Raw genomic sequence first — 16,811 nt, forward strand, 5'->3', positions numbered from 1 at the left:
CAGCCCGCCAAGAGGCCAGGAGCGCGACTGCAACGGAGGGAACAATGCGGAACCAACACACGGGATATTTGCGCGCGGCTGCGTCGCCGGCCGCCCTTTTGATGGGAGCCATGCTGTTCGCCGCCCCCGTCCAGGCGCAGGAGGCCGACCCGGAAGCCACCGAGGTCGGCGAGATCGTCGTCACCGGCATCCGTGCCTCTCTCGCCAGCGCGCTGAGCGAAAAACGCCGGTCGAACACCATCGTCGACGTCATCAACGCCGAAGACATCGCCGACTTCCCGGACGCCAACCTGGCGGAATCCCTGCAGCGGATCCCCGGCGTCTCGATCGACCGTGAAAACGGCGAGGGCAACTCCATCTCGGTGCGCGGCCTGGGCGGCGACTTCACCCGCGTTCGTCTGAACGGCCTGGAGACCCTGTCCACCTCGGGCGCGAACAACGCCGACGGCGCCCTGCGTCGCGACCGGGGCTTCCAGTTCAACACCTTCGCCTCCGAGCTGTTCAACTCGCTGAAGGTGCAGAAATCCGCCGACGCCAAAACAGACGAAGGCTCGCTGGGCGCGACCGTGGATCTGATCTCGGGTCGTCCGTTCGACTTCAGCGAAAGCCGCATCGCCCTGACCCTTCAGGACGCCTATTACGAGAACGGCGGCACTCACAATCCCCGCGTCGCCCTGCTGGCGTCGGACCGCTGGACCAGCAAGATCGGCGAGTTCGGCCTGATGGGCTCGGTCGCCTACAACGAGCGCAAGCAGAACATCGACAGCTATTCGCGCGGCATCGGTTCGAACGAATATCTGTATCGCGGCGCGACATTCAACAACGCCGGATCGGGCGCGACCACGGATCCACAGGGCTTCGCCCTGCCGATCGGCACCAACCCCGCCACCGCCCTTCCGCGCGTCACCAATCCCGAAGCCCGCAATCTGCTGATCGGGTCGAACCCCGCCGCCTACGCCCTGCTGAACGGCGCGTCGAACCGCGGGTCGCTGGTGCATATTCCGTCGCTGGCGTCGCTGAACCACCGCGAGGTCGAGCAGGAACGTCTCGGCGTGACCCTGTCGGGACAATGGCGTCCGACCGACCGCACCATCGTCAACTTCGACAACCTGTATTCCAAGCAGGACCAGGTCTCGACGAACTACCAGATTGGTCCGGTCGGCCTGAACCGCAACAACACCAACGGCAACCGCACGGGAACGGCCTTCAGCTATCAGACCGCGACGACGGCCAACGCGACCAACAACTCCTACGCCAACCGCCGGGCCACCTACGCCAACTGCGCCACCCAGGCCGCGACCGACTTCCGCGACGCCATCGACTGCGGCCAGTCGATGTACGGCGGCACGCCGATCTTCGGCACGGCGCCGGGCGCGACGAACCAGAACCTCGCCGCCGGCACGGGCAGCTTCAACCCCAATAATCTTGAGGTCTACGACTACTACAACCAGCCGGGATCGGTCGGTTACATCGCCCACCCGCAGTTCCTGGCGCGGCGCGGGGCCTTCATCGGCCGTCCGTCGGTTCGTCTGATCGACGCCGGTCTCAGCGAGACGGGCACCAACGCCAACTATCTGGTGCTGGGCAATGTCGACATGCGTTCGGGCGTCGACCAGGGCGGCTATACGACCGAGTTCCGTCAGAACTCGATCAACATCGAACACGACTTCAGCGACACCTTCCGCATGTCGGTGCTGGTCGGGGACTCCAAGTCTTCGAATACGAACCAGGGCCTGCTGGCCGACTTCATCCGCCTGGACTCGGGCCAGGGAGTCGCCGGAAACGACTATTTCGTCTTCGACGATCGTCAGGGCGGCGACATGCCGATCATGAACTTCGGCTTCGACGTGGCCAACCCCAACAGCTGGGATGTCGTGAAGGGCTATTCGGCGCTGCGTCACTTCCGCACCGTCACCGAGAACGGCTACCAGACCGCCAAGATCGATTTCGAATGGGACGCCAGCGACGACCTGAGCTTCAGCTTCGGCATCAGCAAGCGCAAGTTCGACTTCTATTACACCCGCTTCGAACGCCTGATCGGCGATACGATGAACCCCAGCCTGCTGGAAGGCGTGCGTTCCGGCCTGGTCCAGGCGACCACCGTCGCCGAAATGGGCCAGCTGACCAGCTGGGGCGAGGGTCTGAATGTGCCGGAAGGCACGCCGACCAGCTTCTTCACGCCCAATCTGGACGCCTTCAAGCAACGCTTCGGCTTCGACTGCGACTGCATCAACGCCTTCGGCGACTGGCGTCTGTCGGACCTGCGCAACGGCGGCACCAACACCTTCTGGGTCGATGAGGACAGCCTGTCCTACTACGCCCAGGCCGACTTCCGCGTGCCGCTGTTCATCGGCGAACTGCGCGGCAACGCGGGCCTGCGTCGCGCCGAGACCAAGGTCGATTCTCGCGGTCGTTCGCCCAGCGGCCGTCCGGTCCAGAACGAGAACGAGTACAACGACACCCTGCCGTCGATAAACCTGGTCTGGGAGTTGAACGACAAGCTGATGCTGCGCTTCGCCGCCGCCAAGGTCATGGCGCGTCCGCAGATGACGGCGCTGCAGCCCGGCGTAACGGACTTCGCCGTGCCGGTCGGCGATCAGGGCGCGGCCGCAGCCTTCGACGGCTCCAACGCCCGGATCACCCTGGGCAACACCAAGCTGAAGCCGTTCCGCGCCACCAACCTTGACTTCAATGTCGAGTGGTATTTCGCCCGCGACGCCATCCTGTCGGTCGCCGTCTTCCACAAGGAGATCGAAAGCTTCCCGCAGATCGTCCTGCGCGAGGGCAAGCTCAGCGAAATCTTCAACGCCGATCAGGTCGCCAATCTGCGTCTGGCCTTCGACGGTCTGACCGACGTCGCCTCCGACAGCCGCCGCGCCTATATCGACGCGGACTCGCCTTTCCAGGTGCGTCAGTTCAACGATGCGCCGGGCGGCACCCTGTCGGGCTTCGAGATCGCCTATCAGCAGAACTTCACCTTCCTGCCGGGCTTCCTCAAGAACTTCGGCGTCCAGGCGAACTACACCAAGATCGATTCCGAGCTGGAATACATCCTGGACCCGGCGCGCAACCTGACCGGCACTGCGCCCTTCCTGGGCGCCTCGCCCGAGGCCTTCAACGCCACCATCTTCTATGAAGCGCCCAAGTGGAGCGCCCGCGTCTCCACCGCCTATCGCGCCGAATATCAGACCACCTATCCGCTGGCCTCGGGCGGTTGCGATCCCGGCGCCTGCGACTCGCCGCTGATCAACGACTTCCTGGGGTCGTCCGAGACGCTGAACGTGGACGCATCCGCCACCTACAAGCTGACGGACAATGTCACCCTGACGCTGGAGGCCCTGAACCTGACGGATCAGGCGGACGAGCGTTGGGCGTATCAAGCCGACCCTGTCGTCGCCAGCTATGGCTCGACCGGCCGTCAATACTTCGTCGGCGCGCGCTTCGTGTTCTGACCCTGACGTTCGACAGCTAATCTCTCCCAGGATGCTGTCCCTCGGGGCGCCGCGAAACATCGGCGCCCCTTCTTTTTTGCCCGAACGGGAAAGGCTCTCGATGAAAAAGGTCGCTCTGATCCTGGGCCTCGCCCTTTCCACGACGGCGTTGGGCGCCGGCCCGAGCTGGGCGGCCCCTCAGGACGCCGCCGCCGTCGCCTGGAACTCAGCCGTCGTGCGTCGCCCCGCCGACTGGTACGCCACCGATGAGGCGTGGCGTCTGGCCGCGACGGTCATCCTGCACCAGTCGTCCGAGGGCGGCTGGCCCAAGAACACCGACCTGTTCGCTGCGCCGCGCGCCGACGCCGATCCGGGCCTGGCCAATACGATCGACAACGGCGGCACGACCCTGCCGCTGGCCTTCCTGGCCAGGACGATCGCGGCGGGCGACACGAATAGTCGCGCCGCCTTCGACCGGGGCCTGGACTATCTGCTCGCGGCCCAGCAGCCGAATGGCGGCTGGCCGCAGTTTTTCCCGCTGCGCGGCGGCTATCACGACCAGATCACCTTCAACGACGACGCCATGGTCCATGTGCTGGAGCTGTTGCGCGACGTAGGCGACGGGACCGCGCCCTATGGCTTCGTTGATGACGCTCGACGCGAGCGCGCGCGTCAGGCCGTCGCGCGCGGCGTGGACACCCTCCTGCGCACCCAGGTCCGCAAGAACGGCGTCCTGACCGGCTGGTGCGCCCAGCACGATGCACAGACCCTGGCCCCGGCCCCGGCGCGTCGGTTCGAGCCGGCGTCACTGTCTGGTCAGGAAAGCGTCGGCATCGTCCGTTTCCTGATGAGCCTGCCCGATCCGAGCCCGCAGGTCGTCGCCGCCGTGGACGGCGCCGTCGCCTGGCTGGAAGCCGCCGCCCTTCACGACACGACCGAGGTCTTCGTCACAGACGCACAAGGTCGCCGCGACCGCGTGCTGGCGCCCAAGTCCGGCGCCCGCCTCTGGGCGCGCTTCTACGATCTGGAGAGCGGCCAGCCCATCTACATCGGCCGCGATTCTGTCATCCGCCACGACCTGATGCAGATCGAGTACGAGCGTCGCAACGGCTATCGCTACGTCGGGGTATGGGCCGAGACGCTGATCGACAAGGATTATCCGGCCTGGAAACGGTCAATCGCGGCAGGCTGAGCGATCAGAGAGCCGTCGCGGCGCCGATCGTCATGGCGAGCGATCGGGTCTCGCCCGGCGCCAGGCGGATCAGGCCGTGGTCCTCGCCCTGCGGCGCATTGTGAGCGTCCGGGCGGTGTGTGACCGGCTCGACGCAGAAGAAGTCGGCGCCCACCGGCGCATAGACCTGGGTCCAGCGGGCGGGCGCGTCGGCGCTCAGCGTCACCCGGCGACCGCCGCCCTCCAGCACCGCCTGGCCGGACCGGCCGGCATAGGCGTGATCGACGAAGGGGGCGTCGGCCAGAGCCAGACCGTTCGACCAGTCCGCGATCTCGGCGACCGGCGTCAGCCGTTCGGGAATCTCGCGCGCGTCGGTGATCCAGACTCTGTCGGCGACCAGGGTTAGTCGGCTGTCGCTGTATCGGTGGAAATAGGGATGCAGGCCCAGGCCGGCGGGCATGACCGCCTCGCCGGCATTGGCCATGGACAGAGTGATCGTCAAGCCTTGGTCCGTCAGTTCGATGAGCTGATGCGCACGCCACGGCCAGGGCCAACCGGCTTCGTCGCCGGGCCAATCCAGGCTCATCTTGATCCGGTTCGCCGTCTCGCTCTCGACGGTCCAGGGCAGAAGCCAGCCGTCGCCGTGCAAGGCGTGGGGGGCGAACCGTTCCAGCGTCGGCAACTGGACCGAACGCCCCTCGAAGGCGAAGCGTCCATCGGCGATGCGGTTCGCGTAGGGGACCAGCGGGAAACAGGCGGTCTCCAGAATGTCGGTGGCGCTGTCCGGCGTGGGACGAAACACCGGCTGACCCTGCCAATCCAGGCTGAGCACCGAACCGCCCAGTTCCGGCGCCAGGGTCGTGCGCCAGTCGCCGGCCGCCAGCGCGATCACAGGCGTATCCGGTTCTGGGGCAGACCCGGCGTCTCGACACGGGTGCGATAGAGGCCGCCCAAGGTCGGCTGGTCCGCCCGCTTGTCGGCGTTCCCCAGCCAGGCCGTGGTCATATAGAGGTCGCGCAGATCCGGGCCGCCAAAGGCGGCCTTGGTCACCGTCTGGACCGGCATGTCGATCTTGCCCAGCGGCGTCCCGTCGGGCGCGAAACGCGCCACGCCCCAGCCGTTGAACAGGCCGACGTGAAGCACGCCCGCCGCATCCATGCTGGGACCGTCGGCATAGCCGTCCTCGGTCACCGCGAAGACGCGCCGGTTGGAGATCGCGCCGTCCGCGTGGTCGAAGGCCAGGACGGTCTTCTTCAGCGTGTCGTGGTGATACAGGGTGCGGCCGTCGGGGCTGAGGCAGGGGCCGTTGGTGACGCCATAGCCGTCATCGTGCCGCGTCAGCTCGCCCCGGAACCAGCGATACAGGGCGCCGGTCTCGACTTCCTCGCTGTCGTCCATCGAACCGAACCACAGCGAGCCGTCAGGCGCCACGAAGCCGTCGTTCAGCCGGTTCTGCGGCCGGTCTTCCTCGACTGGCTGAAAGCGCGAAAAGTCGCCCTGGTCAGGATCGAAGCGATACAGCCCGCCCCGCACGCCGCAGATCAGCGAACCGTCCTCGGCGGGCAGAGCAAAGCCGGTCTGATCGGGGGTGTCCCACGACCGTTTTTCGCCGGTCGCGGGGGTGTAGCGATGCAGCTTTCGACCCTTGATATCGACGAACCACACCGCGCCGCGCGCCGCATCCCACACGGGGCCTTCGCCCAGCTCCGCCTGGATGTCCCAGACCAGTTCCGGCTCGCTCATCGCTTATCCCGCCGAATAGCTGGTCTTGATCTGGGTATAGAATTCCACGGCGGCGAAGCCCTGTTCACGTGCGCCGTAGGAGGACTTCTTCGATCCGCCGAACGGCACGTGATAGTCGACCCCGGCGGTGGCCAGATTGACCATGGTCATACCGGCGCGGGCGTTCTTCTGGAAGTCGCGCGCGTGTTTCAGCGACTGGGTGACGATGCCCGCCGACAGGCCGAACTCGACGCCATTGGCGACGGCGAGCGCTTCTTCGTAGCTGGCGACGCGGATGGTCGAGGCGACGGGGCCGAAGACCTCTTCATTGTTGATGCGGGCGTCGGCCGCGGTGTCGGCGATCAGGGTCGGCTGGACGTACCAGCCGGGCGCGTCGAAGGTCAGGCGCTCGCCGCCCGTGACGATACGGCCGCCGGCCTCGCGGGCGATGTCGATGTATTTGTACGAGGTCTCGCGTTGGGCCTCGGTGACCGCCGGGCCCATCTGGGTGTTGGGGTCCAGCGCATCGCCGACGCGCAGGGCGGCGACCTTTTCGGCCAGGGCGGCGACGAAGCGGTCGTGGATGCCGTCCTGAACGATCAGACGGCTGGAGGCGGTGCAGCGCTGGCCGGTGGCGAAGAAGCTGCCGTCCAGGGCGATGGCGACCGCCCGGTCCAGGTCGGCGTCGTCCAGCACGATCAGCGGGTTCTTGCCGCCCATCTCCAGCTGGACCCGCGCCTGGCGCTTGACCGCGCCCTCGGCGACGCCCGCGCCCACGGCTTGCGAGCCGGTGAAGCTGATGCCGTCGATGCCGGGGTGGGCCACGATGGCGCGGCCGACGTCGCCGTCGCCGATGACCATATTGACCACGCCCTTGGGCAGGCCGGCCTCATGCAGGACCGCGATCAGGGCCTCGGCCGTGGCCGGGGTCGGGCCGGCGGGCTTGATGACGACGGTGTTGCCGAAGGCGATGGCCGGCGCGATCTTCCAGGCCGGGATGGCGATGGGGAAGTTCCACGGCGTGATCAGGCCGAAGACTCCGACCGCTTGGCGATAGGTCTGTATCTCGACGCCCGGACGGGTCGAGGCCAGGTTCTGGCCGTGGACGCGCAACGCCTCGCCGGCGAAATACTTCAGGATGCGGGCGGCGCGCATGGTCTCGCCGATCCCCTCGGGCAGGGTCTTGCCTTCTTCACGGGCCAGCAGACGGCCGATCTGGGCCGCGCGTTCCATGATCAGGCTGCCGGCCTTGTCCAGCACGTCGAAGCGCACTTCCGGCGAGGCGTCGGACCAGCCGGGGAAGGCGGCGCGTGCGGCCTGAACGGCCTGATCCACCTCGGCGGCCCCGCCCTTGGGCGTGCGCGCTACGACGTCGCGCGTGTCGGACGGGTTCAGGCTCTCGCCCGCAAACGCGCCCGCGACCTTCTCGCCGCCGATCCAGTGCGAAAGTTCAAGCGTGCCGGTCATGGGAAGTCCTTTTCATAAGGCTGACGGGCGGCGGGGGAGCGCCGCCCGTTTCGGGGGAGAGTTTCAGGCGTCAGACCGGGGTCAGCCGGTCATGTCTTCCAGTTCGCGCCCACGTGTCTCCTTGACCCAGGCTTGCACAAGGAAAAACGATATCAATGCGCTAATCGCATAGAAGCCGTAGGTGATGACCAGGCCCAAGGTGGCCGCCATCCACGGAAAGCTGACCGAGATGGCGAAGTTGGCGATCCACTGGGCGAAGCCGGCGACGGCCAGGGCCGAACCCCGCATCTGGTTGGGGAACATCTCGCCCAGCATGACCCACATGACCGGGCCCCAGCTGAAGTTGAAGAAGACGACATAGGCGTTGGCGGCGATCAGGGCGATCAGGCCGGTGTTGTCGTCCAGATGCAGCGATCCGTCGATCAGGGCGGCGCGCGAGAAGCACCAGGCGACCGTGCCCAGGGTCACGAACATGCCCGCCGAACCGATCAGCAGCAGCGGCTTCCTGCCGATCTTGTCGATGACCGAGATGGCCGCCAGACAGGCCGCAATCGACAGGACGCCGGACAGGATGTTGATCTGCAGCGCGTCGTTCTCGGAGAAGCCGACCGACTGCCACAGCACGGCGCCGTAGTAGAAGACGATGTTGATGCCGACCAGTTGCTGGAACACGGCCAGGATCAGACCGGCCCAGACGATGGGGCGCACCTTCTTGGTGGCGGGATCGAGCAGGTCCGTGAACTTGGGCTTGTGATCGGCGCTCAGCGAGGCGCGGATTTCCTTGACCTTGCGTGCGCCGGCGGCGGGTCCGAAGAGTTTGGACAGCACGGCCTCGGCTTGGGCGTCCTTCTTCTTGGCGACCAGGAAGCGCGGGCTTTCCGGGATGATCAGCAGGGCCAGCAGATAGATGGCGGCCGGCACGACCTGCAGCCAGAACATCCAGCGCCAGGCCGGGAAGCCCAGCCAGAAGTCGGCGGTCGATCCGCCGGCGGTGCGCGCCAGCACATAGTTGGCCACGAAGGCGCCCGTCAGGCCGGTGATGATCATGATCTGCTGCACCGACGACAGTCGGCCGCGGATCGAGGCCGGGGTCACTTCGGAGATATAGGCCGGCGACAGGACCGAAGCCGCGCCGACGCCCAGACCGCCGATGAAGCGGGCGATGATGAAGTGGGCCGAGGTATCGGCAGCCCCAGCCCAGAAGGCCGAGATGATGAACAGGACGGCGGCGATCTGCATCACCGTGCGACGGCCGATGGCGTCCGCCAGACGCCCCGCGATGAAGGCGCCGACTGCGCAGCCCAGCAGGATGGCGCCGACGTTGAAGCCGGTGCCCAGCGCCGACAGGTTGAAGGCCGCTTCCAGCCCGTCCTGGGTGCCGTTGATGACGCCGGAATCATAGCCGAACATGAAGCCGCCGATGGTGGCGACCGCCACGATCAGGGCGATAAAGGCCATGTTGACGCGGTCGTCGCCCGCAATATCGGGGCCTGAGCCCCCCGTCGGTCCTGCCATCTCGATGTAACCTCCCAAGGCCCGTCTGACGCGGGCGTGAAATCAGAAAACCCTAACGCCAGCCCGCGTCCACGAAATACTCGTGACCGGTGATCAGACGCGCGTCGTCGGACGCGAGGAACAGGCCGAGCGCCGCGACATCGTCGGGCTGAAGCCGGCCGGGCAGACATTGAGCCGCCACGATCTCGGCCTCGCCCTCGGGCGTGTACCATTTCATCTGACGCGGGGTCTGGACGTTGCCGGGCACGATGCAGACGACGCGCACGCCGTCGCCGCCCAGTTCGCGCGCCAGGGCCCGCGTCATGCCCTCGATGCCCGCCTTTGCGGTCTCGTACAGCGACAGATCGGGCAGGCCGAGGTGCCAGCTGATCGAGCCGAGGTTGATGATGACACCCCGTCCCTGCTCACGCATGCCCGCCGCGACCGACTGGGCCGCGAAATAGAGGTGGCGCAGGTTCACGTTGATCCGCTCATCCCAGTAGTCGGGCGTGACCTCGGCCAAGGTATGGCGATCGTCGTTGGCGGCGTTGTTGATCAGGACGTCGATGGGACCATGCTCGGCGACGACCTCGGCCAGACGCCCTTGCAGGGCGGCGACATCGGTCAGGTCGCAGGGGCGGAAGGTCGGGGCCGGCGACAGCTCGGACAGAGACGCCTCCAATGCCTTCGAATCCGCCTCGGCGATGTCGAAGAAGACGACGCGGGCGCCCTGGCGCGCAAAGGCCTCGGTGAAGCCCGCGCCGATGCCCGAACCACCGCCGGTAACGACGACCAGACGGCCTTTCAGCGACGGATAGATTGCGCCGCTCATGCGGTGGCTCCCAGGAGGCCGCGACCGGCCAGATTGCGTATCAGCGCCAGCACACCGAACTGCCAGGGCGGCGCCTGGTCGCAGGTGGCGACGATGTTCTCCAGCACGCCCAGCTTTTCGGACGAGACGCGGACCCGGTCGCCGATCTTGTGGGTGAAGCCCTTGCCCGGCGCATCGCGATCATCGATCGGCGCGAACATGGTGCCGAGATACAGGGCGAAGCCGTCGGGATATTGGTGCGCGCTCAAGGTCTGGCGCACCAGTTCCTCGGGATCGCGGCTGATCAGGCTCATCGAGCTTTCGCCCGTCATGACGAAGCCGTCCGTCCCCTCGACTTCCAATCGAACGGTCGCTGAGCGCACGTCGTCCATGCCGAAGCCGTCGTCGAACAGGCGGATGAAGGGGCCGACCGAGGCCGAGGCGTTGTTGTCCTTGGCCTTGCCCAGCAGCAGGGCCGAGCGGCCCTCGATGTCGCGCAGGTTGACGTCGTTGCCCAGGCTGGCGCCGACCGGGCGACCGGCGGGGTCACAGACGACCACCACCTCCGGCTCGGGGTTGTTCCAGGCCGAGTCCGACCGCACTCCGACCTCGGCGCCCCAGCCGACCGAGGCCAGCACCGGCGCCTTGGTGAAGATCTCGGCGTAGGGGCCGATGGCGACTTCGAGATACTGGGACCACAGGCCCTCGGCGATCAGCTGCGCCTTGACGGCCTCCGCCTGTTCCGAGCCGGGACGCAGGTCCTTCAGGTCGCCGCCGATCCGGTCGAGGATAGATTGGCGCACGGCGTTGGCCGCGTCGGCGTCGCCGCGTGCGCGCTCCTCGATCACCCGTTCCAGGGCCGACACGGCAAAGGTGACGCCCGAGGCCTTGATACATTGCAGGTCCAGCGGCGACAGCAACTGCATGCCCTGCGCCGACCAGGCCGAGGCGACCGTCACCTCATCCAGCGGCCCCATGTCCACGCCGGCCGTATCCAGATCGTCCCGCGCGACCGCCTGGGCTGTCGTCGCGACATGGCTGGAAAGATCATAAAGCCGCCCGCCGCGCGCCAGCACCGGCGACGGCCCGGCCGGGGTCATCACGCGTCCAAGCAGGCGCGCATCGCGCCAGTCCGCCGGCAGGCATGAAACTAGATCCACAGTCGTCTCCTCTCCACGTTCTCCGACGTGGTAGCGCTAACATCTTTTAGCGGGAGGCGGATGTCAATCGCGCGGTGCGGCGGTGCTTTCGCGGGCGATGAATTGATGGGGGACCGGACCGTCCGCCTCCCCGCCCCGCCCCAGGATGACGGCGGCCGAACGGGCCATTTCGGCGACCGGCTGGCGGATCGTGGTCAGGGTCGGCCAGACGCTGGCGGCCAGATAGGTATCGTCGAAACCGGCCACCGAAATGTCGCCCGGCGTCGACAGGCCGGCGGCATGAACGGCCGCCAGGACGCCGGCGGCCATGTCGTCGTTGCTGGCGAAGACGGCGGTCGGACGCTGGGGCCGGGCCAGAAGCCGCCGCCCCGCCTCGAAGCCGGATCGATAGGTGAAGTCGCCGGCCTCGACCAGCAGCACCGCACCCTCGACCGCATCGACGGCGGCCTGGGCGCCCGTGCGGCGATCCGCGCTGGCGCTCTGATCCTGACGGCCTTCGACGAATCCGATGAGGCGATGGCCCAGCTCCAGCAGATGACGCGTCATCTCATGCGCGGCGCCTTCATCGTCCACCCGCAGAGAGATCAGGCCGTCGCGATCCACGGGCGCGGCCAGGACCACGGCCTTCATGCCGCTCCTGGCGATGGCGTCCAGGGTCGCGGCCGATTCGCCCAGAGGCGGCGGCACGATCACCCCCTGCGCCCCGCCGGCCGCCAGCCGCTGAACCGCCTCGCGCTCCTCGTCCGGCGCTCCGGGCCGCGATGGCTCGATGAGCAACAGCAATCCCACCGACCGCGCCCCGTCCAGGGCGCCTGACAACAGTTCGGCCAGATAGGCGCTGGACGGGTTGGCGTAGAGCAGGCCGATCCGCCCGCCCCCGGCCCGCGCCAGGATCCGCGCGGCGGGATCGGGCACGTATCCGGTTTCGCGAATGATCGCCTGGACCTTCTCGCGCGTCGCCTCGCGCACCCGCGCATCCCCATTGACCACGCGCGACACCGTCATCGGCGAAACGCCGGCCAGGCGCGCGATGTCGCCCATGGTGTGGTTGCGGTGCGGATTCGTCTGGAAAGTCACAAGCGTGAGAGCAGCACGCCAGACCGGGCGCGTCCACCTCTGGGCTGGCTACCCCCGCGAAGCTTTGCGTTCAGACCGCGTCATCGCGCCAGAAAGAACTCGACGGGCGTGACCAACTCCAGCGTCGCGCCCGGCACCTCGTCGGGCGGGGCAGGCAGGGGCTGCGCGCGCTGGAGCATGGCCAGGGCCTCGCGGTCCAGCAGGGCGCGGCCCGAGCCATGTTCGATGCGCGAGGTCAGCACCCGACCCGACCGATCCATCGTGAAACGGATCAAGACCACCCCCTCCTGGCGCAGACGCTGGGCGGCGGGCGGATAGCGTTTTTTGCTGTCCAGATGCGCCAGGACGCGGGTCTTCCAGTCCTGAGGCGCGGTCGAGGCGCTGGGCGAGGGTGGGGCCGGGCGCGAGACCGGGGCTGTGGTGGCGGGCGCCGGCGTCTGGCGTTCGGCCGCGCGCGGGACCGGCGGTGCGACGGGGATGTTCACGGCCTCGGGCGCCTCGGCCTGGACCCGCATCTGGACCGGCGGACGCGGGATGGGACGGCTGGCGACGGCCTGGACCTGTTTGGGACCGTCGATCTGTTCGGAAGGCGGTCGGGGCGGCGCGGCGTTGCTGCGGACCAGTTCCACGACGATGGCGGGTGGCTCCTCGATCGGAACGGGCGCCGGCACGACGAGATTGATCAGCAGCAGCAGGGGCGCGGCATGAAGCGCCAAGGCGGCGCCCAGGGCGACAGCGCCACGCGCACGCGCCTTTGTACGCCGGGGCGCGATGGCCCCGACGTCTTTCAGGATCGTGGCGCGCGGCACGGCCGTCATGCGGCGTCGGCGGTTCCGTGCCGGAAGCCGGCGTCCACCAGGCCGCGCACGCGGGTGAAGGCGGCCGAGGCGCCGTCCATGACGCGGGCCTCTTCTTCATCGGTCATGTCCGGGGCGTCGAGCACGGCGGTGAAGCTGCGCCAGTGGTTGGCGCGCCCCTCGGGCGAGGCGGACAGGTGACGGGCGCCGAACTCGGCCGACAGACCCAGGGCCGCCGCGGCCTTGATCAGGAAGGCGGCGCCCAGGTTCGAACCTTCGGCCACATAGAGCCAGCCCAGGGCCGTCGGCAGGTCCAGCGCCTGACCCGCGACGAAGCGCGGTGCGCCGGTCTCGGCAGCCGGGGCGGCGCCCAGGTCGGCGAGATCGGCCTTCACCTGTTCGTAGCGACGGCGTTCGGTCAGGTCGGGGAACAGGGCCGCCAGTGCCGGCGCGTCGTAGAGCGCGGCGATGTCGCGGTGGAACATCTGCTGGATCCGCAGGAACTCCGCATAGGCCTCGCGGCTACTGAACGGCCTGGCGGCCATGATCGCGTTGTCCAGCCCTTCGTGGACGCCATGGCTGGCGGCCTTCAGTCGCTTGGCGCGGCTTGTTTCGACTTGGGTCATGACGGGCCTCAGTAGCGGTAGGTCAGGGCGAGACGAACGGTGCGACCGGGCGCGGGCATGATGCCCAGGGCCAGAGGGTCGAGGTAGTATTCGTCCATTACATTGTCGATGTTGAGGTCCAGCGCCGTCTGGTCCGTGACCTTCAGGCTGGCGAAGGCGTCATAGACGGTCGCATCCAGATACAGCTGCTGGATCGCCGACAGGCCGACGTTCCAGGCCTTGTCCAGCTTGCTGATCGGGCCCGAGTTGTGGACCGCGCGGCCGCCGATGGTCAGGCGATCGTCGAACAGGTGCGCGCCCAAGGTCAGGTTCAGATTGAAGCGCGGCGGGTTCTGGGTATTGGTGTAGGCCCCGACGAAGCCGCCGTCGACGCAGTCGGGCGTGGCCATCAGTTCGGCGTTGTTGCGGCCGGCGCCATAGGCGCGGCGTTCGGCGGCGATGTCCGGGGCGCAGGTATTGGCCTCGAAATAATAGTGGGCCGACAGGTCGCCGAAGACGACGCCGTTGTCATAGGTCGACTGGAACTCGACGCCCGACACCTTGAACTGGTCGATGTTGCGGATCAGGCCCGCCGACAGGGTGCGATAGTCGCGGGTGATCAGGTCGTCGATCACGGTGTTGAAATAGGCCAGCTTGAAGGCGGCGCGGTCGCCCCCCGTAATCAGGTCGCGACGGATGGTGCTGGCGCCGACTTCCCAGGTGCGGGCGCGCTCGGGCTTCATCTCGGCCGTCGGCCGGGCGGCGGTGAACAAGCCCAGGGTCGATTCGAACAGGCTCGGCAGCTTCACGCCCTCGGCGTATTTCACATAGACCAGGGTGTCCTCGTCGAAGCGATAGGTGGCGCTGCCGGTCGGCATGAAGGCGTCGTCGGTGCGGCGGATCGGCTGGGACCAGGTCCACGAGACGGGAACTTCCAGATCCTCGGGCGCGCCGGCGCTGAGGAAGTTCCAGCCGCCGATGTCGCCCACCGTCCCCTTTTCATAGGGCGAGGCCAGCAGCGAGGCCTGGGTGAACTGGCCATTGGCGTCGGGATACCAGTTCAGCAGCACGATCCGCTTCGCCAGATAGGACGGCCGGCCGGGGTCGCCGTTCAGCAGTTCGGTGTAGCGATACTGGCCGATGACCTCATAGGTCGCGGGCGTGGCCAGGCGATTGCGGTCCTGGACCTCGACACGGTTGAAACGGCCGCCCGCCATCAGCTCCCAGTGCGCATCGGGCTCCCATTTGACCGAGGCGACGGCGCTGTATTCCTGGCGCTGCGCATTGCGCAGGAAGCGGTTGTTGACCAGGTCGTCCATCATGATCGGCGAGTTCGGGCCGGGACCGATGTCCTCGTCGCTGAAGGACAGGCCGTAGTTCAGCGTGAACTTTCCGGCGCCGGTGAGCAGGATCGAGGTGTTGGTGATGTCGCCGCCGAACCGCTCCTGGCTCAGCTCGTTGCGATAGGCGTCCTTGTAACCGGGATCGGTGTTGAAGGTCGGACCGTCGTACCATTCGGTGCGGCGGTCGAAATACCAGGGGGTGATGCCGGTCAGGCCATTGTACATCAGGCTGTCGGCGTGGGTGTACCAGGCGTTGACCTTCAGATCGACCAGGTCGCCTTGGGGCTTGAAGCGATAGCGCAGATTGTATGCGTCCATGTCCACGGCCCCAAGGTCCCATTGCGGCACCTGGTCGCGATCCACGCGAATGATCTGCGAGGCCATGATCTCGCCCTGCTCGCCTTCGTAACGGCGATAGCCGGCCTCCAGCGTCTGCGCGTCGGTGATCCGCCACGTGCCCTTCAGCAGCAGGGATTGCGACTGCGACGATGTGTTGAAGACCTCGGCATTGGTGGGGTTCAAGCTGGCCAGGACGCGGCGGCCCTGGGGGAAGTCGTTGTAGTTTCGGTGGCCCGAGAAATAGTTGCCGGTGTCGCGCCACGCATAGGCGGCGACCAGGTCGAACCGGTCCCAACGGCCGGCGCCGGCGATGTTGAAGAACTGGCCGCCCGGACGGGTCAGGTCGCCCCGGTCCGTCCGCGACCGGTCGCCATAGGCCGGCAGGCTGCGGGCGCTGGCGTCGGACACGCCGGTGCGGACGCGCAGGCCCAGGTCGTGGCCCTCGGTCAGGACATCGTCAACCTTCAGCGTCTCCATCACCACCACGCCGCCGATGCCGCCGGACGCGTTGGCCTCAAGACTCGGCCCCTTGTTGATCGTCACGCTGGAGATCAGGTCGGGATCCAGATAGGTGCGCTGCGACTGGCCGGCGTAGCCCCGATAGGTGTCCATCGTGGACTGGCCGCCGTCGATGATGACGGGCACGCGGCTCTGGCCCTGAATGCCGCGGATGTTGACGTCCAGGGCGTTGGCGACGCGAGGGTCGCCGGCCGTCACCCCCGCCACGCCCTTGACGATGTCGGCGGTCGAGGCGCCACGAAACCGTTCGATGGTGTCGCGCGCGATATAGGTGCTGGAGCCCGAGGCGCGATACGGCGCCTCGACCGGATCGCCGGCCTCGCCCGACCCGTCGGCGCTGAGACGCCCGGCCGCGCCGTCGGTCGCCCCCTGCACCCGCACGGGGCCAAGCGCGATCGCTCCATCGGCCATGACCGGCGCGGACGACAGGGTCACGGTGCGGCCCGACAGGCGATAGGTCACGCCCGAACCCGCCAGCAGCCGCGACAGGCCGTCGGACACGCTGTGGCGACCCTGCAGACCGCGCGTGGCGGCGCCCCGCGTAAGGGCGGCGTCATAGGCCAGCTCGACATCGGCCTGTTGCGCGAAACGGGCCAGGGCGGGCGACAGGGGACCGGCGGGAATATCGAAACTGGGCGCCGCCGTCTGCGCCTGGGCGGCGGGCGCCAGGATCGCGGCCGGCACGACCGCCGTGGTCGCCATCAGGAACAGGCGCATGGCCCCCAGATCGTGTCTTGCCTTGGTCAACTTCGCCTCACATGGCGCGCCCCGCGCCGTCCTGTATGGTCCGCATTCATGCGAATGAGAATGGTTCTCTTGTGATAGACGCCTCGGGGACGCGAACCGGGACTGTCAGGATCGAAAAAAGTTCTGAC

12 protein-coding genes are annotated in these 16,811 nt (G+C 67.6%); 2 read left to right on the forward strand and 10 right to left on the reverse strand.

Features of this window, described 5'->3' with window-relative positions; genetic code table 11:
• Positions 1–44 precede the first annotated feature (44 nt).
• Entirely contained in the window at positions 45–3,452 is a 3,408-nt protein-coding gene (locus ACQY72_RS06790; protein WP_428156482.1) for a TonB-dependent receptor, read from the forward strand.
• A gap of 100 nt (positions 3,453–3,552) precedes the next feature.
• Positions 3,553–4,623: a pectate lyase gene (gene pelA / locus ACQY72_RS06795; RefSeq protein ID WP_428156483.1), complete on the forward strand. Its 1,071-nt coding sequence runs from the start codon at positions 3,553–3,555 to the stop codon at positions 4,621–4,623.
• Positions 4,624–4,627: 4 nt separating this feature from the next.
• Here the strand turns inward: pelA and ACQY72_RS06800 are convergent, their stop codons facing one another.
• The 10 genes from ACQY72_RS06800 to ACQY72_RS06845 form a co-directional block, all read right to left on the reverse strand.
• Complete coding sequence (locus ACQY72_RS06800) at positions 4,628–5,494, reverse strand: aldose 1-epimerase (RefSeq protein WP_428156484.1); 867 nt, start codon at positions 5,492–5,494, stop codon at positions 4,628–4,630.
• Entirely contained in the window at positions 5,491–6,345 is an 855-nt protein-coding gene (locus ACQY72_RS06805; RefSeq protein WP_428156485.1) for an SMP-30/gluconolactonase/LRE family protein, read from the reverse strand. Before ACQY72_RS06805 ends, ACQY72_RS06800 begins: the two co-directional genes overlap by 4 nt.
• Positions 6,346–6,348: 3 nt before the next feature.
• Positions 6,349–7,791: an aldehyde dehydrogenase family protein gene (locus ACQY72_RS06810; RefSeq protein WP_428156486.1), complete on the reverse strand. Its 1,443-nt coding sequence runs from the start codon at positions 7,789–7,791 to the stop codon at positions 6,349–6,351.
• Positions 7,792–7,872: 81 nt separating this feature from the next.
• Positions 7,873–9,306: a sugar porter family MFS transporter gene (locus tag ACQY72_RS06815; RefSeq protein ID WP_428156487.1), complete on the reverse strand. Its 1,434-nt coding sequence runs from the start codon at positions 9,304–9,306 to the stop codon at positions 7,873–7,875.
• Between the two features lie 52 nt (positions 9,307–9,358).
• Entirely contained in the window at positions 9,359–10,117 is a 759-nt protein-coding gene (locus ACQY72_RS06820) for an SDR family NAD(P)-dependent oxidoreductase (RefSeq protein ID WP_428156488.1), read from the reverse strand.
• Complete coding sequence (locus ACQY72_RS06825) at positions 10,114–11,256, reverse strand: fumarylacetoacetate hydrolase family protein (protein ID WP_428156489.1); 1,143 nt, start codon at positions 11,254–11,256, stop codon at positions 10,114–10,116. The genes ACQY72_RS06820 and ACQY72_RS06825 overlap by 4 nt, the downstream gene beginning before the upstream one ends.
• Positions 11,257–11,319: 63 nt before the next feature.
• Positions 11,320–12,333: a LacI family DNA-binding transcriptional regulator gene (locus ACQY72_RS06830; RefSeq protein ID WP_428156490.1), complete on the reverse strand. Its 1,014-nt coding sequence runs from the start codon at positions 12,331–12,333 to the stop codon at positions 11,320–11,322.
• A gap of 80 nt (positions 12,334–12,413) precedes the next feature.
• Positions 12,414–13,151 (reverse strand): TonB family protein, encoded by a 738-nt coding sequence (locus tag ACQY72_RS06835; protein WP_428156491.1) that lies wholly within the window; start codon positions 13,149–13,151, stop codon positions 12,414–12,416.
• Positions 13,148–13,756, reverse strand: coding sequence for a biliverdin-producing heme oxygenase (locus ACQY72_RS06840; RefSeq protein ID WP_428156492.1), 609 nt, complete (start codon positions 13,754–13,756; stop codon positions 13,148–13,150). Before ACQY72_RS06840 ends, ACQY72_RS06835 begins: the two co-directional genes overlap by 4 nt.
• A gap of 8 nt (positions 13,757–13,764) precedes the next feature.
• Positions 13,765–16,683: a TonB-dependent receptor domain-containing protein gene (locus ACQY72_RS06845; protein ID WP_428156493.1), complete on the reverse strand. Its 2,919-nt coding sequence runs from the start codon at positions 16,681–16,683 to the stop codon at positions 13,765–13,767.
• Positions 16,684–16,811: the final 128 nt, after the last annotated feature.

Source organism: Brevundimonas sp. (assembly GCF_965279155.1).
GTDB lineage: Bacteria > Pseudomonadota > Alphaproteobacteria > Caulobacterales > Caulobacteraceae > Brevundimonas.